Source organism: Streptomyces sp. NPDC048643, from assembly GCF_040650615.1.
Classification (GTDB): domain Bacteria; phylum Actinomycetota; class Actinomycetes; order Streptomycetales; family Streptomycetaceae; genus Streptomyces.
Genome location: NZ_JBEZHO010000025.1, coordinates 23064 through 47667, shown reverse-complemented (window position 1 = coordinate 47667; position 24604 = coordinate 23064). Strand labels below are relative to the sequence as shown.

21 protein-coding genes are annotated in these 24604 nt (G+C 73.2%); 4 read left to right on the top strand and 17 right to left on the bottom strand.

Annotation, left to right across the window (positions count from 1 at the left end):
• Nucleotides 1–3: 3 nt before the first annotated feature.
• The 8 genes from AB0C62_RS23980 to AB0C62_RS23945 form a co-directional block, all read right to left on the bottom strand.
• Nucleotides 4–747 (bottom strand): GNAT family protein, encoded by a 744-nt coding sequence (locus tag AB0C62_RS23980; RefSeq protein WP_362976255.1) that lies wholly within the window; start codon nt 745–747, stop codon nt 4–6.
• A 43-nt stretch (nt 748–790) separates the two neighbouring features.
• Nucleotides 791–2197, bottom strand: coding sequence for an MFS transporter (locus tag AB0C62_RS23975; protein ID WP_362976253.1), 1407 nt, complete (start codon nt 2195–2197; stop codon nt 791–793).
• Nucleotides 2194–3258 carry a methyltransferase gene (locus AB0C62_RS23970; protein WP_362976251.1) on the bottom strand — a complete coding sequence of 355 codons (1065 nt, stop codon included), beginning with the start codon at nt 3256–3258 and terminating at the stop codon, nt 2194–2196. Before AB0C62_RS23970 ends, AB0C62_RS23975 begins: the two co-directional genes overlap by 4 nt.
• 81 nt (nt 3259–3339) lie before the next feature.
• Nucleotides 3340–4740, bottom strand: coding sequence for a hypothetical protein (locus tag AB0C62_RS23965; protein WP_362976249.1), 1401 nt, complete (start codon nt 4738–4740; stop codon nt 3340–3342).
• A gap of 6 nt (nt 4741–4746) precedes the next feature.
• Nucleotides 4747–9258 (bottom strand): amino acid adenylation domain-containing protein, encoded by a 4512-nt coding sequence (locus tag AB0C62_RS23960; RefSeq protein WP_362976247.1) that lies wholly within the window; start codon nt 9256–9258, stop codon nt 4747–4749.
• Nucleotides 9255–9665, bottom strand: a complete 411-nt coding sequence (locus AB0C62_RS23955; RefSeq protein WP_362976245.1) for an acyl carrier protein — start codon at nt 9663–9665, stop codon at nt 9255–9257. Before AB0C62_RS23955 ends, AB0C62_RS23960 begins: the two co-directional genes overlap by 4 nt.
• A 78-nt stretch (nt 9666–9743) precedes the next feature.
• Nucleotides 9744–10592 (bottom strand): hypothetical protein, encoded by an 849-nt coding sequence (locus tag AB0C62_RS23950; protein WP_362976243.1) that lies wholly within the window; start codon nt 10590–10592, stop codon nt 9744–9746.
• A gap of 63 nt (nt 10593–10655) precedes the next feature.
• A complete protein-coding gene (locus tag AB0C62_RS23945) occupies nt 10656–12020 on the bottom strand; it encodes a tryptophan 2,3-dioxygenase (protein ID WP_362976241.1) in 1365 nt (454 codons plus the stop codon).
• Between the two features lie 414 nt (nt 12021–12434).
• Here AB0C62_RS23945 and AB0C62_RS23940 point away from each other — a divergent pair, with 414 nt between their 5' ends.
• Nucleotides 12435–13106, top strand: a complete 672-nt coding sequence (locus AB0C62_RS23940) for a VOC family protein (protein ID WP_362976239.1) — start codon at nt 12435–12437, stop codon at nt 13104–13106.
• An 88-nt stretch (nt 13107–13194) separates the two neighbouring features.
• On the opposite strand, the gene AB0C62_RS23935 is transcribed toward AB0C62_RS23940, so the two are convergent.
• Nucleotides 13195–13929, bottom strand: a complete 735-nt coding sequence (locus AB0C62_RS23935; RefSeq protein WP_362976237.1) for a hypothetical protein — start codon at nt 13927–13929, stop codon at nt 13195–13197.
• Nucleotides 13930–14102: 173 nt separating this feature from the next.
• Between AB0C62_RS23935 and AB0C62_RS23930 the strand changes: the two genes are divergently transcribed.
• Both AB0C62_RS23930 and AB0C62_RS23925 read left to right on the top strand, forming a co-directional pair.
• Nucleotides 14103–14432 (top strand): putative quinol monooxygenase, encoded by a 330-nt coding sequence (locus tag AB0C62_RS23930; RefSeq protein WP_362976235.1) that lies wholly within the window; start codon nt 14103–14105, stop codon nt 14430–14432.
• Nucleotides 14433–14563: 131 nt separating this feature from the next.
• On the top strand, nt 14564–14983 hold the full coding sequence (locus AB0C62_RS23925; RefSeq protein WP_362976233.1) for a GNAT family N-acetyltransferase: 420 nt from the start codon (nt 14564–14566) through the stop codon (nt 14981–14983).
• 92 nt (nt 14984–15075) lie between these two features.
• On the opposite strand, the gene AB0C62_RS23920 is transcribed toward AB0C62_RS23925, so the two are convergent.
• From AB0C62_RS23920 to AB0C62_RS23910, 3 genes are all read right to left on the bottom strand, one after another.
• A complete protein-coding gene (locus tag AB0C62_RS23920) occupies nt 15076–15459 on the bottom strand; it encodes a DUF2267 domain-containing protein (protein WP_355864564.1) in 384 nt (127 codons plus the stop codon).
• Nucleotides 15460–15669: 210 nt separating this feature from the next.
• Nucleotides 15670–16125 (bottom strand): ester cyclase, encoded by a 456-nt coding sequence (locus AB0C62_RS23915; RefSeq protein WP_362976231.1) that lies wholly within the window; start codon nt 16123–16125, stop codon nt 15670–15672.
• Between the two features lie 70 nt (nt 16126–16195).
• Complete coding sequence (locus AB0C62_RS23910) at nt 16196–17227, bottom strand: medium chain dehydrogenase/reductase family protein (RefSeq protein WP_362976229.1); 1032 nt, start codon at nt 17225–17227, stop codon at nt 16196–16198.
• 308 nt (nt 17228–17535) lie between these two features.
• On the opposite strand from AB0C62_RS23910, the gene AB0C62_RS23905 reads away from it, so the two are divergent.
• On the top strand, nt 17536–18999 hold the full coding sequence (locus AB0C62_RS23905; RefSeq protein ID WP_362976227.1) for a hypothetical protein: 1464 nt from the start codon (nt 17536–17538) through the stop codon (nt 18997–18999).
• Nucleotides 19000–19027: 28 nt separating this feature from the next.
• Here the strand turns inward: AB0C62_RS23905 and AB0C62_RS23900 are convergent, their stop codons facing one another.
• The 5 genes from AB0C62_RS23900 to AB0C62_RS23880 form a co-directional block, all read right to left on the bottom strand.
• Nucleotides 19028–19495, bottom strand: coding sequence for a DUF5990 family protein (locus AB0C62_RS23900; RefSeq protein WP_362976225.1), 468 nt, complete (start codon nt 19493–19495; stop codon nt 19028–19030).
• 202 nt (nt 19496–19697) lie between these two features.
• Nucleotides 19698–21338 carry a phosphoglucomutase (alpha-D-glucose-1,6-bisphosphate-dependent) gene (gene pgm, locus AB0C62_RS23895; protein WP_362976223.1) on the bottom strand — a complete coding sequence of 547 codons (1641 nt, stop codon included), beginning with the start codon at nt 21336–21338 and terminating at the stop codon, nt 19698–19700.
• Between the two features lie 114 nt (nt 21339–21452).
• The gene (locus AB0C62_RS23890) at nt 21453–22460 is read right to left on the bottom strand and encodes an MASE1 domain-containing protein (RefSeq protein WP_362976221.1); all 1008 of its coding nucleotides are present in this window, start codon (nt 22458–22460) and stop codon (nt 21453–21455) included.
• A gap of 117 nt (nt 22461–22577) precedes the next feature.
• Nucleotides 22578–23408: a PP2C family protein-serine/threonine phosphatase gene (locus AB0C62_RS23885; RefSeq protein ID WP_362976219.1), complete on the bottom strand. Its 831-nt coding sequence runs from the start codon at nt 23406–23408 to the stop codon at nt 22578–22580.
• Between the two features lie 110 nt (nt 23409–23518).
• Nucleotides 23519–24493 (bottom strand): amidohydrolase family protein, encoded by a 975-nt coding sequence (locus AB0C62_RS23880; RefSeq protein ID WP_362976217.1) that lies wholly within the window; start codon nt 24491–24493, stop codon nt 23519–23521.
• Nucleotides 24494–24604 lie beyond the last annotated feature (111 nt).

Below are 24604 nucleotides of genomic sequence, written 5' to 3'. Positions count from 1 at the left end.
TCCTCAGACGTCGGCGTGGTCGGGTTCGGGCGCGTACCGGACGCCGGAGAGCGTGACGGCCAGGGCGGGTTCCACCGACCCGGAGGGCGCCGGCGCGGGCCGGGTCGCGGACGCCGCGCCGAACAGGTCGAGGGCCGGTTCGAGGCCGGCGATCTCGGCGGGGACGGTTCGGGCGGCGGCCCAGTCGGCGCGGGCGAGGCGGTAGCGGTCGCTGACGGCGCGTTCCCCGCGTACGGCGTTGACCTGTGTCCCGTCGTGGGTGAAGCCGAACTTGCGGCACACGGCCTGCGAGGCGGTGTTCCCCCGGCGCACCACGGAGAAGGCGTCCTGCGCGCCGAGGCCGGTGAACGCGAGCTCCAGGGAGGCGGCCCGCGCGTGTCCGCCCAGACCGCGGCCTTGGTGGCGCAGTCCGAGCCAGGACGTGAGGAGCACCTCACCGGTCACCGCGAAGTCGCGGGCACCCAGCGACTGGGAGCCGACGACCTCGCCCTCGTGCACGACGACGAGGTAGAGCGTCCAGTCGTCGGGGCTCCAGTCGGCCATGGCCCTCCAGTGACGCTGGAGGACGCGGCGGGCGACGGTGGCCCGGTCCCCGTCCGTCCACTGGGAGAAGAAGGGCATGAAGCCGGGTGTGTGCACGCCCTCGGCGCCCAGGTCGGCGAGCGCGTCGAGGTCCTGCGGGGTGGGGTGGCGCAGTTCGACGAGCGGGGTACGCACGGTGATGCCGGTCGGCGGCCAGTTGTGCATGGCGGGTGCCTCCTTGGGGGCTGCGGCTGGACGGGGACGCCGACTACGGGGCGGCGGTCACGGGGGCGGAACCCTTGCCGCCCGCCGTGGCGGACACGGCTTCGGTGGCCTGCGTGTCCACGGCCTCGGCGGTCTCCGCGTCGAGGGGGTCGGGGGTCCCGTCCTGCGCAGGGGCGTCCGCGGGATCGGGCAGGTCGGCGGTCGACGGCAGGACGCCGCGGAACGCCGCTCCGAGCAGGGCCACGGCCGCGCAGACCGCGATGAGCGAGACGACCAGGGGCAGTCCGTCGGCCAGCGGGAGCGTCGCGCCCGCGAGCAGGGGGCCGGCCACGGAGCCGGTGGACACGGCCACCGACAGCATGGCGTTGACGCGGCCTCGGGTGCGTTCCTCCGCGAGGTCGTTCAGCAGCCCGGTGATCACCGGGAAGACCAGGGCCTCACCGACCGACAGCAGCAGGACACCGGCCATCGCGGTGACCGTGGCGGCGGCGCCGTGCTGCCGTCCGGCGACGAGGACCAGGGCCCAGGCGGCGGTCCACAGGGCGCCGGTGGTGGCGAGCACGGTGCTGCGCCGGATGCGCTGGATCCGCTCGCCGAGGAGCACCTGGGTGAGCACCGCGACGACGATGTTGACGGCGAAGGTGCCCGAGAGCCCTTCGGGTCCGACGGCGCCGCCGGCCGTGAGGTAGCCGGGCAGGCCGGACCTGAGCTGTCCGTACGACACGAGGGAACACAGGGTGAGGGTGGCCAGGAGGACGGCGATCGTGCGTTGTCCGAGGACCTCGCGGTATCCCACGGGGCGCCGCGCGGTGTCGGCCTCGGCGGGGGTGCCGGAGGGGCCCGCCGCCCGGTCGAGTCGCGGCAGCAGCAGGAAGAAGGCGGCACCGGCGGCCAGGAAGGTGCATCCGTCGGCGAGGTACAGGGCCGCGAACCTCGCCGCGTCGGAGCCCGGCCCGGACGCGGCGACGAGGCCGCCCACCAGCACGCCGAGCCCGGTCATCGCGTTGAACACGGCGTAGTCGGCGGAGAAGGCGAGCCCGCGTTCCCGGGCGGTGGCGGCGCCCGCGTACAGGAACCGCAGGACGGTGCCGACGCCGCTGATGCCCAGGCCGTACACGACGGCGGCGGTGAGGGCGGTGGGCGCCGAGGCGGCGAACGCGTACAGCCCGGTGCCCGCGCCCGCCACGCACATCACCAGGGTGACGACGGAGCGGGGTGCGAGCCGGTCGAGGACGGCGCCCCAGGCGAGGCCGCCGAAGACGGCGGTGCCGGCCTGGACGGCCAGGGTGGCGGCGGGGATCCAGGCGGCCAGACCGCGGATCTCACCCAGGTAGATCCAGAGGAAGGGCAGCACCAGGCCGCCGCCGAAGGAGTTGACCGCGTTGACGGCCAGCACCGCGCGGGTCCGCGGGGAGAACTCCCGCACGACCACGAAGGGGTGGGCGCTCATCGGGCCTCCAGCACGTACAGCCACGAGTGCGGGGTGCCGAACGCGACCGTGCGGACCGGGTGCAGTCCGGCGCCGGCGAACAGCTCCTCGTAGGTCTCCTTGGTGTGCAGCGGTACGCCCATCAGCGCGTGCGCGAGTTCGTACCCGAGGGAGAACACCGGCAGGGTGGAGGAGCCCTCGGCGTCGGGGCGGAGCATGGTGTCGGCGAGGACGAAGGTGCGGGCGGCCGGGAAGGCCTCGCGCAGCCGGGTGAACAGGTGCGGCCGGGTCTCGGGGTCGGCGAGCAGGTCGTGCAGCAGGAAGAAGCTCATCACCGTGTCCACCTCGGCGATGGCGTCGCGGTGGGCCTCGCGGTGGCACACGTCGAGCACGTCGGCCTGCACGGCCCGGACCCGGTCCTCCAGGCCGGCGTCGGCGATGGTCCGGCGGCCCAGTTCGGTGGCGGGGCCGCTGATGTCCAGTCCGAGGCCGCGGGTGCCGGGGCGGGCGCCGACGATCCTGCTGACCCGGGCGGAGATGCCGCTGCCGAGGTCGGCGAGGGTACCGAAGTCGATGCCGGCGAGGACGTCGTCCAGGGTGTTCGCCATGAAAGAGCGGTCGTTCTGACCCGAGCCGAGGGCGACCATCGCCTCGTCGCGCAGCAGGTCGTCGCCGAACGTGGCCTGGCCGGTGGCCAGTCGGGAGGCGCCCGAGAAGAGGTCGCTGTAACCGCCCACCGCCCAGGTGAAGTAGCCGCGCATCCGGACGGTCTCGCGTCCGGCGTCGGTGAGGACGGCCGTGTCGCCGTCGTCCTCCAGCCGCAGCCAGCCGCACACGGCGGCTGCTCGCAGCACCTCACGGACGATCCGCTCACGGACGGCGGGGCCCGCGCCACGGACGAACTCCGGGATGTCCAGGCGGGGGTTGTCGGCGAGCCGGTCCAGGACGCCGAGCCGGTCGAGGGTGTGCACCACGGTGGCGGCGACATAGCCGTTGAACGCCTGGTCGACGCCGATCGGGGCCGGTGCGGCCCCGTACCAGTCGGCGGGGAGTTCGGTGGGCGGGGTGTGCAGGAGGGTCATCGTGACTCCGGGTCGGGAAGGAGGGTGGGAGGACGGAGGGAGTGGAGCGGGAGGAGGTGGGGTGGTGAAGTCCGTTCGTGGTCAGGCGGGTTCGGGTTCGGGCTCGGCGAGCGGTGGGGCGGGGACGGGAGTCTCGGCGCCGAGCAGCACGCGGAGTTCGTCGAGCAGCAGCCGCGGGTCGGCGGTGGCGGAGAGCGGCTCGTAGAGCCCCAGGGACAGGGCCCAGTGGGCCGAACCGGCGCGGACGCAGCAGCGCAGGAGCGGCTCGTCGCGCAGTCGGAGCGGCTGCCGGGCCGCGTCCCGTACGGCGGCCCGCAGTTGCTCCGGGCCGGCGTCCGGGTCGGCGGCGAGATGCGTGGGCCGGACGGTCGCGGTGGGCAGGGTGCGGGCCCGCCAGCGCCCCGCGGGGTCGCTGAACACGGTGCGCAGGACGGGGTGGCGGCGCTGGATCTCGTCGAAGGCGTCGGCGATCTCGGCGGGCGCGGGCACCGGTCCGGGCAGCACCGTCTCGACGGTCACGTTGTGGTCGCCGGAGGAGCCGTGGCGCACCAGATCGTAGAAGAGCCAGCGCTGTTCGAAGGGGGTGAGGGCGCGGGTCGCGGGTCCGTCGGCCGGTCCCGCGCCGCCCGGCTCGCGGCGACGGAAGGGGTGTCCGGGCAGCCGGATCCGCCTGCCCTCCCGCCCCAGTGTGGTGTCGACGTCGAAGCCGTGGCGCCACAGCTGCGCGAGCAGCCGGGCGTAGGCGGCCCCGTCGGCCGTGTCGAGACGGAGCGGGCCGGCGTGGCCGGTCGCGTCGATCACCGACTCGGCTGTCGTGCGGGCCGACTCGGAGCCGATGACCACCACGGGTGTGGCCGGCCCGTCCGAGTCGGCCGGGGCGCCGATCGGGGTCTGCTGTGCGCCCGTCGGCTGCGTCGCGTGCTCGGCAGCGGCCCGAAGCGCGGCGGACAGCGGGAGTTCACCGCGTGCGGCGGCGGCGGCCCAGGCGCCGGCGCCGTGGCCGTGCACCGCGTGCGGCGTGACCCCTCGGGCCAGCAGCCACGCCACCACGCCGTACTGGACGGCGGCGGTACGGGCCGCGCTGTCGTCCCCGCCGGCCCGGCAGACGTCCTCGGCCCGCCGCAGGGCATCGGTGATCTCGGGCAGTTCGGGGACCGACGCGGGGGCCGGTGATCCGTCGAGCAGGAGAACGGGTCCGGCGCCGGGCTCCCGCACCGGAGAGGTGTGCGCGCCGTCCGACTCCCGGAGCAGGCGGGCGAGTTCGGCGGTGTCGGTGCCGGTGACGGCGTCCCGACAGGGGAAGCGTTCGCGGCCGGTGTGCAGGGTGCGGGCGATGTCGTCGGGAGCGGTGTCGGGCTCGTGCTCCAGTCGGTCGGCGAGCGTGTGACGCAGCGTTGTGAGGGCCTCGGGGTCACGGGCGGACAGGGCGAGGACGCGGGGCAGGTCCGCGAGGGTCGCGGATCGGATCAGGGATTCGGTCACGGCCGGTCACACCCTTTCGAGCTGAGGGACGGGGACCGTGACGGGCGCGGCGGCGCGGTGTTCCTGGACGACCACGTGGGCGTTGGTGCCGCCCACGCCGAAGGAACTGACACCGGCCGTACGGGGGCGACCGGTGTCCTCGGTCCACGGGCGCCCCTCGCCGAGCAGGGACAGGCGGGTTCCCGCGGCGGTGAGTTCCTCGATGGGCTCGCCCACGTTGGGTGTCGCGGGCAGGTGACCGTGGTGCACGGCGAGTACGGCCTTGATGAGTCCGGCGATGCCGGCGGCGGTGTTGCAGTGCCCCACGGAGGCCTTCACGGAGCCCACCGCGACGCCGGGCCCGTCCGGGCCGAGCGCGTCGGCCAGGGCGGTGGCCTCGATGGCGTCGCCGAGGCGGGTGCCGGTGCCGTGGGCCTCGACGAAGCCGACGTCACGGCCGCTGACACCGGCGTTCGTGAGGGCGTCACGGATGACCCGGGACTGGCCCTCGACGCCGGGGGCCGAGTAACCGATCCTGGCCCGGCCGTCGTTGTTGACGGCGCTGCCCCGGATGACCGCGTACACGGGATCCCCGTCGCGTTCGGCGTCGGCGAGCCGGCGCAGCAGTACCGCTCCGGCGCCGAAGCCGCCGACGGTCCCCGACGCGCGCCGGTCGAAGGGCCGGCACACGCCGTCGTCCGCGTAGAGGAAGCCGGGGCGGTAGCGGTAGCTGCCGTCCGAGGCGGGGTCCAGCGAGACCGCGCCGGCGAGGGCGTAGTCGCTGCTGCCGGTGAGCAGGCTGCGGCAGGCGAGGTGGACCGCGTACAGGCCGGTGGAGCAGGCGGTGTCCAGCAGCAGGGCCTCACCCCACAGGTCGTGGAGATAGGCGAAGCGGGAGGCGACGAAGGTGGGGTCGGCGTTGACGACGTCGTCCACCCGGGCCTCGGGGTCGGTGTCGACGACCTTGGCGCAGCCGGCGTAGAGGCTGGTGCGGGAGGCGATGTCGGACAGGCGCAGGGAGGCGTCCTCGACGGCGGACCACAGGACCTCGTGCAGCACGCCCTGTTGGGGGTCGCCGTCGCGCAGGTCGTCGGGTCCGAAGCCGAGGAAGTCGGCGTCGTAGCGGGTTCCTTCGGCGGACATGCCCCAGCGCGCCACCCGCCGCTGCCCGTCGGGCAGTTGGGTGATCACCGGTCCTGGTCCCTCGCTGAAGCAGTCCCGTCCGGAGCGCAGGTTGTCCCAGAAGGACGGCAGGTCGGCGGCGCCCGCGAACCGGGCGGCCATGCCGACGACGGCGATGGCGTCGTCGTCGCCGGTCCCGCTCCGCACCGGTGTGGCCGCGGCGGCCGGGCGCGGGCGTGCGTCCTCGCCGCCGAGCAGTCGGGTCTGCGACCGTACGGTGCCGTGCCGCAGCAGGTCGGCGATGGCGGGCCTGGTGCCGGTGGCCCGGCGCAGTGCCGCCTGGAGCCGGACCAGGAGCAGCGAGTGTCCGCCGACGTCGAAGAAGTTGTCGTCGGGGCCGAAGGTGCGCTCGCCGAGGAGTTCGCTCCAGGCGCCGTGGACGGCCCGCTGGAGGTCGGTGCCGTCCACCGCCGTCCGGGGAATGCGGGGTTCGGTCGCGGTGAGGTTCGGGGCCGGGGCGGGAGTGACCGTGTCCTCGGGTCGGGGCAGTCGGCGCCGGTCGATCTTGCCGTTGGGGGTCAGGGGAAGTTCGTCGAGGACGACGAGATGGGTGGGGACGGCGAAGGCCGGGAGGCAGGCCCGCAGATGGCGCATGACGTCGGGGTGGGCGCCGGGCCGGCCGAGGACGGCGTATCCGACGATCTCCTTCTCGTCCCGCTCGTTGCGACGGGCGGTCACGAAGGCGGCGGTGACGTCGTGGTGGGCGCGCAGCGCCGACTCCACCTCGCCCAGTTCGACGCGCTGGCTGCGGATCTTGATCTGGTTGTCGGCGCGTCCGATGAACTCCAGCTGTCCGTCGGCGGTCCAGCGCACCCGGTCACCGGTGCGGTAGAGCCTGCGTCCGGGCTCGGTGCTGAACGGGTCGGCCCAGAACCGCTCCGCCGTACGGGCCGGGTCACCGAGGTAGCCGAGGGCCACGCCCGTGCCGCCGAGGACGAGTTCGCCCGGCATGTACGGGGGTGCGGGGATGAGGGTGTCCTCGAAGACGACGTGCGCGACGGTGCCGGGGACGGGGCCGCCGATGGGCAGGGTGCGGGCACGGTCCGGCACCTCCTCCACGGGACACCAGGTGGAGGTGAAGGAGTTCTCCGTGGGGCCGTAGCTGTGCAGCAGGGTGCCGGGCCGGGCCCAGCGCAGCGCCTTGCGCAGATGGGGTACGGAGACCAGTTCGCCGCCGAAGTACACGCGGCGCAGGGTCTGGAGCAGGTCGGGAGCGTCCTCGATGAGGCGGTTGAGGAGCGGGGTGGTGACCAGCAGCGTGGTGACGCCGTGGTCGCGGACGGCGGTGCGCAGGGCGGTGGGGTCGAGGACGAGTTCCTTGTCCAGGACGACGAGCCGTGCGCCGTGGGTGAGGGCTCCCCAGATCTCGTAGGTGGCGCCGTCGAAGTTGAGCGGTGACAGGTGGGAGACCGTGTCGTCGGGGCCGAGCGGCAGGAAGTCGGGCCGGTGCATCATGCGGACGACGCCGCCGTGGTGGAGCAGGACTCCCTTGGGCCGGCCGGTGGAGCCGGAGGTGTACAGCACGTTGAAGACGCTGTCGGGGCGGGCCGTCACGGCGGGCGGGGTGGCAGGGCACGCCGCCGCGGCGCGGGCGATGTCCTGCGGGGTGTGCGCGGGCAGGCCGTCCGGCGCGCGGCCGGTCTCCGAGGGCTCGGCGATCAGCAGCCGGGGGCGGGCGTCCTCCAGGACCACGTGGAGCCGGGTGTCGGGGTGGTCGGGGTCGAGCGGCAGATAGGCCGCTCCGGCCATGGCGACGGCCAGCATCGCGGTCACGGTGTGCGGGCCGGGCCGCAGCAGCAGGGCGACCAGGTCGCCCTCACGGACGCCTCCCTCGTCCCTCAGCCAGTGGGCGGCGCGGGCGGCCGACTCCACCAACGCGCCATAGGTGAGCGCGACTTCGCCGTGGACGACGGCGACGGCGTCGGGGTCGCGGCGCGCCTCGCGCAGGACGAGGTCGGGCACGCTCGGCACGGCGAGCCCCTGCGTGCCGGACGGGTCACCGGCGCGCAGGGCGTCCGGACCGTCCTCGGACACGTCGCTCTCCTCGGCCGCGGTGGCGTCGGCGAGGCCCGCGAGCAGTTCACGGCACCGCGCGCCGGGGCGTTCGGCGGCTGCGAGCAGCTCGTCGAGTTGACGCACCATCAACTCGGCCGACGTGGAGACGTACAGGGCCGTGTCGTAGTCGACGCGCAGCACCAGACGCTCGGGGTACTCCAGGGCCGCCAGCGCCACGTCGTACTTGGCCGAGGCGGTGTCGAGGTGCAGGACACGGACGGTCGCGCCGGGCACCTCCTGGGGCGCGGTGCTCCGGGGCTGGTGCAGGAACACGGCCGTGTACGCGGGGCCGGCGGCGGGGGCCGGCGGCCCGCCCGTAGCGAGGGCGTCCATGGAGTCGAGGACCTGGTCGCCCAGGCGCGCGGCGTGCTGGCCGAACTCCTCGTCGGGCACCATCCGGCTCCGGACGGGCAGGACCCGGGTGAACAGGCCCACGGCGTCCACGGCGTCCGTCTCGTCCCGGCCCGCGAACGGCATGCCGAGGACCCCGTCCCGCTCCCCCGACCAGGCGTGCAGCAGCAGCGTCCAGGCGGTCAGCAGCACGGTCGCGGGGGTCACTCCGAACCGGACCGCCATCCGCCGTACGGAGTCCAGGCGTTCGGCCGACAGGGTCCGCTCGGCCCATCCGGGCGCGCCGCGCAGCCGGTCCTCGGCACGGACGAGGTCGGGCAGCGGTCCGAGCGTGACGGGTTCGTCGTCGAGCAGCTCCTCCCAGTACGTGCACGAAGGCCGCCCCTGCGAGTCGGCGCCGCCGTGGGTCGCCGCGGTCGGACCGCCGGAGTGCGCGCGGGGTGGCGCGGGGGCGAGCGGCGGTGTCCCGGCGACGCGGGCCCGGTAGGCGGTGAGCACGTCGGCCGCGACGAGGTCCAGCGTGCGTCCGTCCGCGACGATGTGATGGATCGTCAGCACGAGGAGGGCGCCGTCGTCGTGGAGCAGCGCCTCGGCGCGCAGCAGGGGTGCCGTGCCGGGGTCCAGGGGGCGCTCGGCGGTCCGTACGGCTTCACGGTGCGCGGCGTCGGAGCGGCAGGAGCCGGTCCGGTGGGAGACGCCGAGCGGGACCGGGGCCCCGGGCTCGGGGCAGAAGCGCAGCTCGCCGTCCTCGCCGTCGAACCGGCCGGCCAGCTCCGTCCGCCGGGCGAGCAGGTCACCGAGGGCGAGGCGCAGCGCCGGCACGTCCAGGTCGCCGAGGAACTCCAGCGCCACCGGTACGTTGTACCGGCCGGACTCCGGTTCGCAGCGGTCGGCCAGCCAGATCTCCGTCTGGGCGGCCGAGGCGGGCCGCCCGGTGTCGTGGCCGGTCACGGGCGCTCCTCCCCCGTCGCCGCGACGGACACCGCGGTGGAAGGTGTGACCGCCGCGGAGGGTGCCGGACGCGCTGTCACGTCGGCCGGCACCTTGGTGCCCGGGGTGGTGAGGGTTCCGGTGTCCGTGGTGCGCGGGAGCGGTTCGGGGGCGTCGGCGACGAGCTCCTCGGCGAGGGCTCTCACGGTGGGGTTGCGGAACAGCACCCGCACCGAGATCCGGCGGTCCAGTGCGGTGCCGAGTTCCCTGACCACCTGGAGGGCGCCCAACGAGTGGCCGCCCACCTGGAAGAAGTGGTCGTCGTCGGTGAATTCGTCGTGCCCGAGCGCCTCGGTCCAGGCGCGGCGCACCAGCGCCGCGATCCCTGTGGGGTCACCGGTGCCGCGTGTCGCGGATTCGGTCGCCATGGCGGCAGTCGTGTCCTTCCGTCGTTCGTCCTGACAGCGGTCGGCCGTGCCCTCGCGGGCAGCGGTGCCGGTCCGCTCTCAGGCGGGTGTCTGCTCGTCGGGCACGAACGCCCGGTAGGTGTCGTCCACGGAGTCCCACAGCCGTGGGAACAGGCTCCGTTCGGCCATGGCGCGTACGCCCGAGGTGGACTGGCCGCGCAGGCTCTTGGGCAGGCCGTCGCGGGTGTCCTCCGCCGCGGCCGTTCCGGCCTCGGGGTGGCCGCCGAGCTGGGACCACACCAGACGCAGGTGGTGGTGCTTCCAGGCGGCGACGGCTCCGTCGAGTCGCAGGAGCGCCTGCCGGACGAGGGCGAGGTCGGGTGCCCTGTCCTCGCGGTCCGGGACGGCGCCCCGGCCCTGGGCGACGACCAGCTGTCTGAGGTCGAGGCCTTCCCGCGTCACGGCGGCGTCTGCCTCCTGCCACAGCGCGGCGGCCGCGCGGCGCAGGTTGCGGGCGCCGGGCGAGTCGAGCCCGGTGGTGTTCTCCGGGAACGTCTCACGCATCGTCAGCAGGCTCTCCTGCGGCAGGAAGTCGAGGAGCACCTGGACGGCCCGGACCGCGACCTCCCCCAACGCGCCGGCGCGTTCGAGGAGTTGCGCGGCGAGGAGGTAGTCGCGGTCGCGCAGCAGTGCGGCCGCGCGGCGCATCTCGAAGTGCATGTCGCACCAGGCGTACTCGGTGATCAGATGCACGGTCTGGAACAGCCGTTGGTCCGGGTGGACGAGCGTGTCCTCGGGCAACAGGGCGGACAGGGCGGTGGTGAGCCGGGTGTCCTGTTCGTAGTTGCTGCCCCGGTCGTACTCGTAGACGAAGAGCCGGTTGCTCTCCTCGGGGTTCATCACCCGGCGGGCCGTTCCGGGCCGCCCGGTCTGGGCTCGCTTGCTCATCGTGGTGGACGCCTCCGGGCGCGGGGTCGGTGCGTGGGCGGGCGGGGAGCGGGTCGTCGGCGGTCAGCCGACGAGGGCGCCCTGGCGGTCGGGGGCGGGGAACAGCCGGTTCTCCAGGACCGCGGCGAGGTAGGGCACGCCCTGGGTGTAGCCGGTTCCTGAGCGTTCGCCGATCATGCGGACGGCCAGGCGGTAGTGGGTCTGCTTCCACCGCTGGTGGACGCCTTCCAGCCGGTCCGCGGCGGCCTGGAGCACGGCGGCCTCCTCGGCCGGCAGCCGGCGTTCGGCGATCAGGTCGTGCCAGGTGCCCTGGACGGTGGGCCGCCCGTTCACGACCCGTTCACGGACCGCGGGGACGGAGGTGTAGGCGGCGGAGGCGAGCCGGGCGAGGCTTGGGGTCGAGCAGAGGGACTCGAAGGTCTTGTAGCCGGCCGACTGGATGGCGCTGGCCCCCTCGGTGAAGTCCCGGAAGACACGGAAGGCTTCGGGCCGCATGGTCGCCAGCAGCGAGAAGAGGGGCAGCGACTCCTTGAGGATGCCGGCCACCGCGTCGACGAGGTCGGCCGCTTCCCGCGGCCGGTTCTCGTCGAGCCGCCCGACCGCCGAGGCGAGGGCTGTCGACATGAAGGTGAACGTCGTCTCGAACGACTGGAGCGTCCGCAGGAACAGGTACTCGTCGTGCAGCACGTACACGGGCTGGACGCTCGCCGACAGCAGCAGGGACTGCGCCGGGGAGGCGGCTCGCAGGACGTCCGCCGCGAGTCGCCCGCCGGGCGTGCGCCCCGGGACGGCGGCAGCGGCGGCCGCGTCCACGACTCCCTCGGGCAGCGCGCGCAGCGCGGCCGGTTCCATCACGCGCACGGCCAACCGGACGCGCTTCGAGACCAGTTGGTCCTCGGGCGGCATGCCGTGCGGGTCGGCGGGGGTGCCGGTCAGCGCCCGCTGTTCGAAGCGGACCAGGTCGGCGAGGAGGAGCAGCAGGACCTCGTCGCGTGACCTGCGGGCCGCGCGCCAGTCGGTCGTGGCGGCCGGGGACAAGAGGGGGAGCGCGGTGTAGCTGGGGTAGTCGTAGCGGTCGTCGTACTTGTCCAGGACGACGTCGAGGAAGCCGCGCAGGAACGCCGTTCCGTCCTGCGGACGGATGCCGTCCCGTGTCTCCTTGCCGTCCTGTCGCCCCCTGCCGGGCGCGGACTCGGGGTGGGCGGGCAGCGTCGCACGGATCTCGTCGAGCCGGGCGAGCAGGTCACCGGTAAGGAAGTGCTTGCCCACCGACCGCAGGTGCGTGAGGAGCGTGTCGTAGGGGAACACGGCCGGCTCCGCGGCCTCCGCCCAGGTGCCGAGGTGCTCCAGGACGGTGGCCACGCCGGGGGACGCGACCGCGGACGCGGCCGGGGCGAGGGCCGCCGGGGCGGATTCGGCGGAACTCATCGGGATATCCACAACGCGGTTATCGAGGGTGCGTTCATCACTCGGTGCCGGGGAATTCGAGCGAACATGGAAGGAAGTCCTCATCTCGGTGACGACAGACGATCGGGTCTGCGTGACGACTGACGATCGGGCGTCCACGAGGAATTCACCTGGCGACCCTGGAACCGACCGCAATCACTTTCCGAGAGAGATCCTGCGCCGTACGCCGGGAACTCCCAAGTCACCGGTATCCGGTCACGCACGCCCGGTCACTGCGCCCCGTTCCCGCCTGCTCGGTCCCGGGATCCCGTGACGTGACACAGGGCCCAATCCGTGCGCCGTCGAGGGGAATTCCCTTCGACTCGGGAGGGTCATTTCCCGGGCCTTCGACGCGTGCCGGGAGACGCCGCCCCAACACTCTGGAACGATGGGGTCATGGACAGGACCAGCAACAGCGAGATTCTCGCGGCGATCGCCGACGGATTGCCCGACTGGCGCAAACTGGCCCAGCCGCTCGCCGCCCGCTATCGCACCGCGGACGCCGTTTCGGGAGCCGCCTTCGTCACGGCGGTCGCGCAGGCATCGGTCGCCGCCGGACACGAGGTACCGGAGATCAGGCTGACGCCCGGGGTGGTCGACATCAGCCTCTACGGTGTCGACACGGCGGGTGCCCGGTGGGTCACGCCCAAGGACCTCGAACTCGCCCGTGTCATCACGGGACTTGCCCGCGAGCACGGACTGGGGGCCGCTCCGGACGAGGTGGCCCAGGTGGAGATCGCCCTCGACACCGCGGACGACACGGTGGCCGGCCCCTTCTGGGCCGCGCTGCTCACCGGGGACGCGGGCAACACGGTGCACGACTCGGCCTTCGACCCGACGAACCGTGTCCCCTCCGTGTGGTTCCAGCAGACCGACCCGCACGAAACGCCGCGTCAGCGCTGGCACATGGACCTGTGGCTGGCTCCCGAGTCGGCGCAGCCCCGCATCCGGGCCGCCGTCGCCGCCGGAGGCACCGTGATCGACGACTCCGGCGCCCCGTCGTACACCGTGCTGGCCGACCCGGAGGGGAACAGGGTGTGTGTCTGCACGGCGGTCGGCCGCGACTGACCTCAAGGCCCCGTGACCCCGTGGCCTCGCGACCTGTCTCAGGTGAAAACCGTTCGTTCTCGCGGGCGTTGGGCGGGCGACGTGCGCCTCAGCAGAGTCTGGACGTCTCCGTGACCGGGTACGCCTCCAGGCCGGGAGTCGCGAGCAGGTCCGCCACGCAGGCGGCGGAGGCTCCGACATAGGTGCTCACCAGGTCCACGTCACCGCCCACGCACCAGGCCCGGTCCTCCGGCCACCACAGGTCGGGGATCTCGGGGACCCCGTCGTCCGATCCCCGCTGCGGCGAGTCGGCGTCCTCCAGAGCGCCGGAGAGCAGGATCTCGTCGCGGCCCGGCGTACGAAAGACGGGGACATCGTCCCAGTCGTAGTGGCCGTACCCCTCCCAGAGCCCGTACCAGCAGCGGTCGGGCGTGCCGGTGTGCCGGGCCAGCACGCCGGCCAGCACCCGGGCCACGTCGGCGGGCACGGGGCCCTCCTGAGGGTGTTCGTCCCAGACCCCGGGAACCGCGGGCGTGTCCTCGTTGCGGTGGACGAGTCGGTCCTCGTCCCGCACGCCGATCAACGTGTGCCAGGACGTCGTCGCGGACACCGACCGCCCGTACACCGGGGCCACCCGGTCCCAGCGCACCGGTTCCGCGCCGAGGCGGGCGGGGTGGAGGATCCGCGCGTACGCCTCGAAGCCGGGTGCGCTCACCCCGGCGACCGTGCCGAACCCGCCTGTCCCGGGCGGCCGTTGCTCCAGCCAGCGGGCGGGCGCGAGGTCGTTCCGCTCGACGCGGAGGGTGCCGTAGACGGACGGGGGCGAGGAGCGGTGGACGTACATGGGTGCAGTGTGACCCGCGTCCGGCCGGCCGCGCACCCGGTGCGGCCGCGATGGGGTCGCATGTCACCGCCCCCTTCCCGACACGGACATTCCACCGGTCGGCCCAGGGGCCCGTGGCGCTCCGGTGCCGTCGGCGGAACAGAATGGTTCATCACCGAACGAAGGAGTGCCTCATGATCTTTATCACCGCCCGGTTCAGCGTCCGCCCGGAGTACGCCGACCGGTGGCCGGAGATCACCGCCGACTTCACCTCGGCCACCCGTGCCGAGCCCGGCTGCCTGTCCTTCGACTGGTCCCGCAGCGTGGAGGAGCCGACGGAGTACGTCCTGGTCGAGGCCTTCCGCGACGACGACGCCGGAGCGGCCCATGTCCGGTCGGCCCACTTCAAGGCGGCCCAGCAGACGCTGCCGCCCCATCTGTCGGCGACGCCGCGCATCGTGAACATGAAGCTCCCGCAGGACGAGTGGTCGCTCCTCGGGGAGATGGCCGTCGAGGGCGACTAGGGGCGTGCCGGTCAGGTCCGGGCGCTCGAAGTCGCGCGGGCCGTCGTGGAGTTCGGGGGACCGTGAGACGGTTCCCCGCTCCGCGGACGGAGGCTTTGCGTTCCGCCGCCGCCCTACGTACCCTGTAGCAGGTGAACAGCAATACTGACCCTTACATCCTGGATGCCGCGACACCCTCCGTGGAGACCTACCTGAGGTTGCGCACCGGTTCCGGCCTGAGCGGGAAACCGGTCGAGGCGGCGCTGGCGGGGCTGCCGAACACCTGGCACGCGGTGACCGTCGTCCATGACGGCGAGCCGGTCGGCATGGGGCGCGTCATCGGCGACGGCGGCTGCTTCTTCCAGGTCGTCGACATCTGCGTCCTGCCCGACCACCAGGGGCGCGGGCTGGGCAAGCGGATCATGAAGGCACTCGTCGACGCGTTGGAGCGGCGCGCCCCCGACGGGGCGTACGTGTCACTGATCGCCGACGGCGACGCCCGGTTCCTGTACGAGAAGTTCGGGTTCACCCCCACGGCACCCGCGTCGATCGGGATGCACCGGACCGTCTGAGAACGACCGCCGACCCCATCCGCCGAACCGCACCCCGCACACGAATCCCCGATCTCCGCTCCCGCCGGGGAACGGACGGGGCCGCCGGAGGGTCAGCCGGCGAAGTCCTCGACGGGCTGGGAGAAGTCCGACCCGAGCTGCGACATCAGGTTCCCGAACTCCTTCTCGCTGATCGCGTCGCGCAACGTCACGAGGACCGCGCGGACACCACTGTCGGCCTCGCTCTTCTTGAGCATGTTGCGCTCGGCGACCCGCCGCACGGTCTCGGCGTAGCTGAACGCCTCGATGGCCGAGGTGGCTCCACGGCGGACGGACTCCGCCAGGCCTTCCGGGAGTTCCAGCGCCAGGGCTCGGTCCTCACCCCCGCTCAGCCGGTGGGCGAGCGTCTCCAGCGTGGCGCGCGTCAGATCGGCCGACTCCTGCCGTGACAGCCCTGTGCGCTCCGACACCGCTTGGACGAATTCCCTCTCCTCCACGCGCTGTCTCCTTCTTCTGCGCCGGTGGTCCGGCAGCTCGGCGTCTGGCGGGGCGGTGTCCCGGAGCCCTGACGGTCTCGCGGCCCCACGGCCCTGGATCCACCCTGACACGCGACCGCCGGGCCCGCGCGGGCAAGCCCCGGCCGCCTCACCCTGCGCCGGTGACCGCTCCCGCCGCACTCGGGCTCGCGCACCGTCGGCCGGGCCGTCTCACCGGACCCCGAGCTGGGCGAACAGGTGCAGCATGTCGGAGTTGACCCAGTACTCGGCGTACCTGCCGTCGTGGGCCCGCAGGGTGTCCGTGCCGGTGAAGGCGACCACCGTGCCCGGGGCCGCCTGTGCGCCCGGGAAGCCGCCCGCGTAGGTGCCGCCGGCGGTCCAGCGCACGGACGTGAAGGCGCCGTCAACCAGCGGTTCGACCTCGACGGCGAAGCGCAGGTCGGGGAATGCGGCGCGGGTCTGCCCGATCCAGGCCGCGAGTCCGTCGGCGCCCCGGACGGCGCTGCCGTCGCCCCCGTCGAGCAGGGCGGCGTGGAGGCGGAAGTCGGGCGTGACGGCCTCGGGCGCCAGGGTCAGATCGCCGTTCCACAGGCGCAGCCACACGTCGAGCAGGGCGTGGGCGTCGGCGTGGGTCGAAGTGGCACCTGGGGTGGGGGTGTTGGTCATGGCTGGTCCTCGCGTTCTCCGGTCGGGGGTACGGCTGCGGGGTCTGGGCTCGTGGATGCGGGCCGTGGGCCTACGGGTTGAGGACGACCTTTCCGGCGACGGTGCCGGACTCGGCGAGCCGCAGGGCCTCGGCGGCGCTGGCCAGGGGAAGTTGGGCGGCGATCTGCGGAGTGACCTCACCGCGCCGGAGGGCGGCGAAGACCTGCGCGAGGTCGGCGCGCAGCCGGGCCCGGAACCGGTTCTTGGCCAGGGCGCGGCCGCCCCAGACGTTGAAGAAGTAGGCGTGTCGCCCGTTGGGCAGGGTGTTCCACAGCCAGACGCGGCCGAGCAGCTTGAGCACGGGCCACTGCTTGGACCCGGTGTCGTCGCGCGTGGAGGCGCTGCCGTAGGAGACGAGGGTGCCGCCGGGTGCGAGGAGGTGCCAGGAGTCGACGGCACTGCGGCCTCCGACGTGGTCGAAGACGGCGTCGACGCCCCCGGGGGCGACCTCCCGGACGCGGGCCGTGATGTCGTCGGTGCGGTAGTCGACGGGGGTGACGCCCTGCTTCCTGAGGGCGTCGTGATGGCGGGCCGAGGCCGTGCCGATCACCTTCACGCCCGCCGCGTGGGCCAGCTGGACGAGGACGGAGCCGACACCACCGTTGGCGCCGTGGACCAGGATGGTCTGCCCGGACCGGACGTGTGCCTTGCGGTGCAGCATCTGCCAGGCGGTGATGCCGTTGACGACCACGGTCTCCGCCTCCGCCGCCCCGATCCCATCAGGGACGGGCACGATGTCGGCCGCCTCGACGCGGACGTGGGTGGCCCATCCGCCGACCTTCAGCAGGGCGGCCACGCGGGTGCCGGCGAGGGCCGGGTCGACGCCCGGGCCCGTCGAGAGGACGGTGCCGACCAGGTCGTAACCGGGCACGAAGGGGAAGGGCGGCTGGTCGTAGTACCGCCCGCGCCGCATCTGCTGCTCCGCGAAGGACACCCCGGTCGCCTCCATCCGGATCACGACCTCGCCGGGGCCGGCGACGGGGACGGCCCCGTGCCGGATCTTCAGGCCCTCCGGCTCCACCTTGCCCGGCAGGACGACCTCGACGAGTCCTTCGGCGTTCATGACGACCTCCAAGGAGTTCCGCGCCTGTCAGCTCGTTACTGACCTTCGCTAGAGTTAGAGGTTATAACTCGACGGCGTGAGGGTCAAGAGGTTTCGTGACAGGGTCTAACGAACACGTCAACCGTTCCGGCGACGGGGTCGGCCGCGCCCCGCACCTGTCGGCTCTCACCCGCAGCCGAACGTCCGGCGGCCCGCTCGGGCCGAACACTATGAACACAACGATCACGGCCATGGATCTCGCCGGGCGGGCTTCCTAGCATCACGGCCGACGGCGCGACGAGGCGCCGACGAGGACAAGGAGCCGCGCCGTGAACAGGTCCAGCACGCCCGTACGCCTCCCCCGCCGGTCCCGGTCACGCGGACCGCGCCGCGCGACCGTGGCCGCCCTGGTAGCCGGTGCCGTCGCCGGGACGCTCACCCTCGCGCCGCCGGCCACCGCCGTCACCGCGCCGCCCGCCACCGTCGACTGCCCGGCCGACCTGACGGGGAAGGCGACCTGCTACACCGGCCGGGACGGCAACGGCGCCTACTACGCGATGGCCGTCCCCACCGCCTGGAACGGCTCGCTCGTGATGCACGCCCACGGCGGCCCGGACCTCGGCGCGGAGTCCGACCCCGCCCGCAGCGTCGGAGACCTCGACCGGTGGTCCGTGATGGTCGACCAGGGATACGCCTGGGCCGGATCGTCGTACCGGCGCGGCGGCTACGGAACGCGCATGGCCGCCGCCGACACCGAGAGCCTGCGACGCCTGTTCGTCGGCACGTTCGGCACTCCGAAGCGGACGTACGTGCACGGCCAGTCCTGGGGCGGGAACGTCGCCGCCAAGGTCGTCGAGACCTACGGCGGCAGGCGCGGCCCGTACGACGGCGCGCTGCTCACCAGTGGCGTCCTCGGCGGCGGCTCACGCGGCTACGACTACCGCGTGGACCTGCGCGTCGTCTACCAGTACTACTGCCGGAACCACCCCCGGCCCACGGAGCCGCAGTACCCGCTGTGGCAGGGGCTGCGCGCCGACTCGACGATGACCTCGGCAGGACTGCGCGCCCGGCTCCAGGAATGCACCGGCTTCTCGTCCGCACCCGAGGACCGCACAGCGCTCCAGCAGCGCAACCTCGACGACATCCTGGCCGTCACGCACATCCCCGAGCGGACCCTCGAATCACACCTGCGGTTCGCCACGTTCACGTTCCGGGACATCGTCCGCGACCGGCTCGGCGGACGGAACCCCTTCACCAACCAGGGGGTGCGGTACGCCGGTTCGCACGACGACAAGGCGCTCAACGCCGGCGTCGAACGCTTCACCGCCGACCCCGCCGCCCGACGCGACCTCTCGTACGACAGCGACCTGACCGGCAGGGTCTCTCTGCCCGTGCTGACCCTGCACGCGATCGACGACCCGACGGCGTTCGTCGAGCACGAGGCCGCCTACCGGGCCACCCTCCAAGGCGCCCACCGCGCCGACCACTTGGTGCAGACGTTCACCCGGGAGACCGAGCACAGCGAACTCAGTGACGCCGAGTACGCCAACTCCCTCGCCGCACTGGACTCCTGGGTCCGCACCGGGCGGAAGCCCACCGCGCGGTCGGTCGGTTCGGGCTGCGCCGCGTTCGACCGCGTCTATGGCACCGGCTGCTTCTACTCCCCCGACTTCCGCCCGGCCCCGTACGCGTCACGCGTGAGGCCCCGTCCCGGCGGACTGGCCTGGCCCGCGATGACCGCCGCCCAGGAGAGGCGCTGGAGCCGGATCGACGGGATCGGGATCGCGCCCTGAGCCCTGCTCCGGAACGCCCACGGACCGGCTACGCGGCCGGTTCCGCCGTCCAGGTGATCTGCGGCGGCACCACCCGTGCGCAGCGCGGATGGCCGGACTCGTCGGTCAGACCGAGACGGGCGACGAGCAGTCCCTCGCGCCCCGCGGCGGCGAGGACGTCGGCGGGAACCGCGTCGAGCATCAGCTTGGCCCGGCGGAACATGCTGAAGACACCCGCCTCGTCGACGGTGCCCCAGGACAGATAGATGAAGCGGTGACCCAGCCGGTCCTGCACGTAGGGGCCCTTCACGTCGATGCCGGCCGGTGACGGTTCCGCCGTGCAGTCGAGGGACCAGGTAGCGGTGGCGCCGTCGCCCGGCTGGGGGTCGAGCAGCTCGGCCGGGCGGTCGCGGCGCTGGACGGCCACGTGGATGTTGTCGTACGCCGAGACGGCGCGGCCCTCGGGGGCCGGGCACGTGCGGCCGGGCAGCTCGACGGCGTCGATACGGATGCGCATGCGAACCATCATGCCGCCCAGGGTCCCGCGGCCGGCATGCGCGGTGGTCGGGCAGCCACGGACGACGGGCCGAGGACCGCCCCTGACACGGCCTGCGACCCTTCGGCCTGCCGACCTTGCCCACCGGGACGGAGCCGGAGGCGTCACACCGCGTCTCACGGTGGGACGCCCCCGGTCCTGCGTACCGCGCTGATACCGGAACTCAGCCGGACAGAGCCGCCGAGACCACGGCCTTCGCCTCGTCCTGCACCTGCCGGAGGTGGTCGGTCCCGCGGAAGGACTCCGCGTAGATCTTGTAGACGTCCTCGGTCCCCGACGGGCGGGCCGCGAACCAGGCGTTCTCCGTGGTCACCTTGATGCCGCCGATCGGCGCGCCGTTGCCCGGCGCCTCGGTGAGGACCGCGGTGACGGCTTCGCCGGCGAGGGTGTCCGCGGTGATCTGCGCCGGGGACAGCTTGGCGAGGAGCGCCTTCTCCTCGCGGCTCGCGGGGGCGTCGATGCGCTCGTAGGCGGGCTCACCGAACCGCCCGGTCAGCTCGGCGTAGTGCTCGGAGGGCGTCTTCCCGGTCACCCCGGTGATCTCGGAGGCGAGCAGGGCCAGGATGATCCCGTCCTTGTCGGTGGTCCACACCGAGCCGTCGCGGCGCAGGAAGGAGGCGCCGGCCGACTCCTCGCCGCCGAACCCGATGGAGCCGTCGACCAGCCCGTCCACGAACCACTTGAACCCGACGGGCACCTCGATCAGCTCGCGGCCGAGATCGGCGGCGACCCGGTCGATCATGCTGGAGGACACGAGCGTCTTGCCGATCCCCGTGCCGGCCGGCCACCGGTCCCGGTGCGCGTACAGATAGCCGATGGCCGTGGCGAGATAGTGGTTGGGGTTCATGAGCCCGCCGTCCGGCGTGACGATGCCGTGGCGGTCGGCGTCGGCGTCGTTGCCCGTGGCGATCTGGTAGCGGTCACGCTGGGCGATGAGCGAAGCCATGGCGTACGGCGACGAGCAGTCCATGCGGATCTTGCCGTCCCAGTCCAGCGTCATGAAACGCCAGGTCGGGTCCGTGGTCGGGTTGACCACGGTCAGGTCGAGCCGGTGCTGCTCGGCGATGCGTCCCCAGTACGCGACCGACGCGCCGCCGAGCGGGTCGGCGCCGATCCGGACACCCGCGTCGCGGATCGCGTCCAGGTCCACCACGTTGGGCAGGTCGGCCACGTACTGGCCGAGGAAGTCGTAGCGCCCGGTGCCCGGGGCGGTCAGCGCGCGGGTGTAGCTGACGCGTCGTACGTCCTTCAGGCCGTCCCTGATCAGTTCGTTGGCGCGGTCCTGGATCCAGGAGGTCGCCTCGGAGCCCGCGGGTCCGCCGTTCGGCGGGTTGTACTTGAAGCCGCCGTCGCCCGGCGGATTGTGCGACGGCGTGACCACGACGCCGTCCGCGAGGCCGGTGGTGCGGCCCCGGTTGTGGGTGAGGATCGCGTGCGACACCGCCGGGGTGGGGGTGTAGCCGTCCTCGCTGTCGAGGAGGACCGTCACGCCGTGCGCCGCGAACACCTCCAGGGCGGTGACCTTCGCGGGCTCCGAGAGCGCGTGGCTGTCGATGCCCAGGAAGAGCGGGCCGTCGGTGCCCTGGCCGTCGCGGTACTCGCAGATGGCCTGGCTCGTCGCGGCGATGTGGTCCTCGTTGAACGCGGTCGCCAGGGACGATCCGCGGTGTCCGGACGTGCCGAAGGCGACGCGCTGGCCGGGGTCGGCCGGGTCGGGGTGGAGCGCGTAGTACGCGGTGACCAACCGGGCTACGTCGACGAGGTCCTCGGGGCCGGCCGGCTTGCCCGCTCGCTCGTGCTGCATGTGCCCGCACCTCCACATCGGTGGTTCTTCGCTTGTGGTCTCATCTTTCCCCACCGGGGTCCGCGGCGGCACGGTGGCCTCACGGTCGTCTTCGTGGGAGGGGCCCGTCCGCGGTCATTTCAGGCGGTCGTCGTCGTCCGGGGGCGGCGGACGGGGTGGCGGGTTCCCGGCGGTCAGGTGTTCCAGCACCTGGACCAGTTCCTGGCAGGCCCGTTCCACGGAGCGTCTCGTGTTGCGCTGTTCGGTGATCACCGCGGACAGCAGGAGGGCCGTCAGGGCCATGGACCCGTTGAACGCCTGCAGCTTGATCATGACCGAGGTGTTGCTCAGGTCCACGAAGGGGCCGGCGTGGTCCGTGGCGGCGATGGTGGCCAGGACCGACGCGAAGAGGGCGCACACCATGCTGCCCGCCAGCTCGAAGCGCAGCGCAGCCCAGATCAGCAGGGGATACACGAGGTAGAGCAGGCTGAGACTGCTGCGGGTGGCGTACGGCACGAGGACGCAGACCGCGGCCAGCAGGAGCACGGCCTCCTTCCATCGCGACAGGTTCAGCGGCCTGCGGAGGGTGTAGGCCATGAGCAGGACCGGGGTGATGATCAGAACGCCCATCGCGTCGCCCACCCACCAGGCGAGCCAGACGGGCCAGAAGTCGCCCGAGGCGAGCTTGCCCGTGGCGATCAGGAGGCCGACGCCCGCCGTCGCGCTGATCGTCATGCTGCCGAGGGCGGCGAGGAAGACCAGCGCCACACCGTCCCGCAGCCGACCCAGATCGTTGCGGAAGCGCACCTTGCGCAGCAGGAGGTAGGCGCACACGGGGGCGAGTGTGTTGCCGGCGACGATGCCGATCACGGACGGCGTGATGGAGGAGAACGAGGAGAGGGACAGGACGACCAGGAGGGCACCGAGGGCGATGCCGAGCCAGGAACGGATCCCGAGGATCAGCAGGACCGCGACGGCCACTCCGGTGGGCGGCCAGATGGGGGTGAACACCGCGCCCTCGACGGAGAGCCGCCGCACGAGTCCGAGCCGCCCCGCTCCGTAGTAGCAGGCGGCGATCGCCAGCGTCTGGAGCGCCAGGACAGCCGGCCTGCGCAGCTCGTGCGTACCCACCACACGAGCCATCAGACACCTACCCCGCCCTCTCGGCGAGGCGAGCGGCCGTTCGGCGCCGGGGGTGTCTGCCGATCGGACCGGACGAGGAAGGCGGGGTGCGCCGGACCGACGCGACCGGCCGGCCCCCTAGAGGTGGGCGCCCAGGCCGTCGTGGCCGACGACCAGGACGGCCGCGTCGTCCTCGTGGCCCACGCGCTCGGCCCCCTTGATGACGGCGGCGGCCAGCGATCCGGCCGACAGGCCCGCCACGGCGGCCACGCCGGCGAGCCGGACCACCTGGTCGAGGCCTTCGTCGACGCTCATCGACGGCCCCTCGACGACCCCGTCGGTGAGCAGCACGAAGACGCCGCCGGTGGTGAGGCGGTGCCGGGTCACCGGGTACTGCGTCCCCGAGACGATGCCGAGGGGCGGGCCGCCCTCGTCCTCCGTGATGCCGGACTTTCCGTCCGCCGTGGCCCAGACGCACGGTATGTGTCCGGCCCGGGCGCTCTCCAGCAGGCCGGTGGTGGGATCGAGCCGCATGAAGGTGCAGGTCGCGAAGAGATCGGCGCCGAGCGACAGGATGAGCTCGTTGGTGCGGGCCAGCAGCGCCCCCGGCTGGCTGGTCACGGAGGCGAGGGCCCGCAGGCCGACCCGGACCTGGCCCATGAATGCCGCGGCCTCGATGTTGTGCCCCTGCACGTCACCTATGGACAGGCCGATGCGTCCGTCGGGGAGTGTGAAGGCGTCGTACCAGTCGCCGCCGACGTTGAGGCCGTAGCAGGCGGGCGCGTACTGGACGGCCAGCTCGAATCCCGGGGCGGACGGCATGTCTCCCGGAAGCATGCCGCGTTGCAGCGCGATGGCCAGCTCCACCTGCGAGCGCTGGAACTCCGCGCGTTCACGCGCCTGGGCGGTCAGCGACCCGAGCCTGGCCAGCAGCTCGTCGTCGTCGTCCGTCGGGGCTTTGCGGGACATCGACCACCCCGGGAGGAGGAGCACACAAGGATAAAAGGTTAAAAACGCTTCTATCGGATGATAACGACCTCAACGGCGGGACCTGACATCGTGCGTCCCTGGCCCGAGGCTCACCCGGAGGCCGCGGGGCGCAGGCGGGGGAAGAGCCGCTGGGCGTTTCGGGTGGTCAGGGCGTGCCAGGTGTCGCCCGCGGGCTGCGCCGCCCCGGTCAGGGAGGCGATCTGCGCGTCCACGCCGAACGCCGGCGTCCAGCAGTAGTCGCTGCCGTACAGCACGCGCTCACTGCCGAAGGCCGCCGTCAGGGCCGGCGCCTGGTCGGGGAAGGGGGTGCCCGCCAGGTCGTACCAGAGGCGTCCGAGCCGGTCGGGTACGGAGGCGGAGTCCGTGGGGCCGGTGGGGAGCATCGCGCGGAACAGTTCCATCCGCCGGGCCAGCAACGGCAGGGCGCCGCCGCCGTGGGTGATGATCCACGGGATGTTCGGATACCGCGCGAGAACGCCGGCGAAGAGCAGGTCGCTCACGGTCCGGGCCGAGTCGAAGACGAACTCCAGCATCGGGCGGGGCCGGCCGAGCGCGAGGTCCTCGGCGTGCGGCGGGGAGGTGGGGTGGACGAAGACGGGCGTCCGCCTGCGGTCGAGTTCCGCGTACAGCGGCTCGTAGCGCGCGTCACCGAGGTAGACGCCGTGGGCGTTCGTCTCCACCGTCACTCCGTCGGCGCCCAGGTCGTCCATGGCGTGGGCGAGCGCGTCGAGGGCGCCCGTCACGTCGGGCAGGGGCAGCGAGGCGAAGTGGCCGAAGCGGTCCGGGTGCCTCCGGCGGATCGCGGCACCCGTCTCGTTGACGTGGCGGGTGAGGGTGCGGGCCTCAGCGTCGTCGCCGAAGTGGGTCCCCGGTGAGGAGATCGACAGGAGCGAGGTGCCGATGCCCCAGCGGTCCATCAGGCGGAGGTGCTCCTCCGCGCTCCAGTCGGGCCAGCCCGGCATGCCGTCGGGGTGGAGGTGTCCGGCGGCCTGCGCGGCCGCCACGTAGTCGGGGGTCAGGAAGTGGGCGTGCGCGTCGACGAGCGGGGGTGTGGTCTCCGGCATGGGGGGTCCTTTCGCGGTTCGGCGGGGTGAGGAATAGGACGGGGGCAGGGGGAGGCGGGCCGGTGCTCAGGAGCCGGCTCCGCGGTTCGGTGACAGCGGCGCGAGGTGGGC

Bases quoted from the DNA above. Each gene is read 5' to 3' on its own strand.
- AB0C62_RS23970 (WP_362976251.1), bottom strand. From the start codon at position 3,258: ATGACCCTCCTGCACACCCCGCCCACCGAACTCCCCGCCGACTGGTAC.
- AB0C62_RS23915 (WP_362976231.1), bottom strand. From the start codon at position 16,125: ATGACCAACACCCCCACCCCAGGTGCCACTTCGACCCACGCCGACGCC.
- AB0C62_RS23955 (WP_362976245.1), bottom strand. From the start codon at position 9,665: ATGGCGACCGAATCCGCGACACGCGGCACCGGTGACCCCACAGGGATC.
- AB0C62_RS23900 (WP_362976225.1), bottom strand. From the start codon at position 19,495: ATGCGCATCCGTATCGACGCCGTCGAGCTGCCCGGCCGCACGTGCCCG.
- AB0C62_RS23880 (WP_362976217.1), bottom strand. From the start codon at position 24,493: ATGCCGGAGACCACACCCCCGCTCGTCGACGCGCACGCCCACTTCCTG.
- AB0C62_RS23975 (WP_362976253.1), bottom strand. From the start codon at position 2,197: ATGAGCGCCCACCCCTTCGTGGTCGTGCGGGAGTTCTCCCCGCGGACC.
- AB0C62_RS23890 (WP_362976221.1), bottom strand. From the start codon at position 22,460: ATGGCTCGTGTGGTGGGTACGCACGAGCTGCGCAGGCCGGCTGTCCTG.
- AB0C62_RS23980 (WP_362976255.1), bottom strand. From the start codon at position 747: ATGCACAACTGGCCGCCGACCGGCATCACCGTGCGTACCCCGCTCGTC.
- AB0C62_RS23910 (WP_362976229.1), bottom strand. From the start codon at position 17,227: ATGAACGCCGAAGGACTCGTCGAGGTCGTCCTGCCGGGCAAGGTGGAG.
- AB0C62_RS23930 (WP_362976235.1), top strand. From the start codon at position 14,103: ATGATCTTTATCACCGCCCGGTTCAGCGTCCGCCCGGAGTACGCCGAC.
- AB0C62_RS23885 (WP_362976219.1), bottom strand. From the start codon at position 23,408: ATGTCCCGCAAAGCCCCGACGGACGACGACGACGAGCTGCTGGCCAGG.
- pgm (WP_362976223.1), bottom strand. From the start codon at position 21,338: ATGCAGCACGAGCGAGCGGGCAAGCCGGCCGGCCCCGAGGACCTCGTC.
- AB0C62_RS23950 (WP_362976243.1), bottom strand. From the start codon at position 10,592: ATGAGCAAGCGAGCCCAGACCGGGCGGCCCGGAACGGCCCGCCGGGTG.
- AB0C62_RS23945 (WP_362976241.1), bottom strand. From the start codon at position 12,020: ATGAGTTCCGCCGAATCCGCCCCGGCGGCCCTCGCCCCGGCCGCGTCC.
- AB0C62_RS23940 (WP_362976239.1), top strand. From the start codon at position 12,435: ATGGACAGGACCAGCAACAGCGAGATTCTCGCGGCGATCGCCGACGGA.
- AB0C62_RS23935 (WP_362976237.1), bottom strand. From the start codon at position 13,929: ATGTACGTCCACCGCTCCTCGCCCCCGTCCGTCTACGGCACCCTCCGC.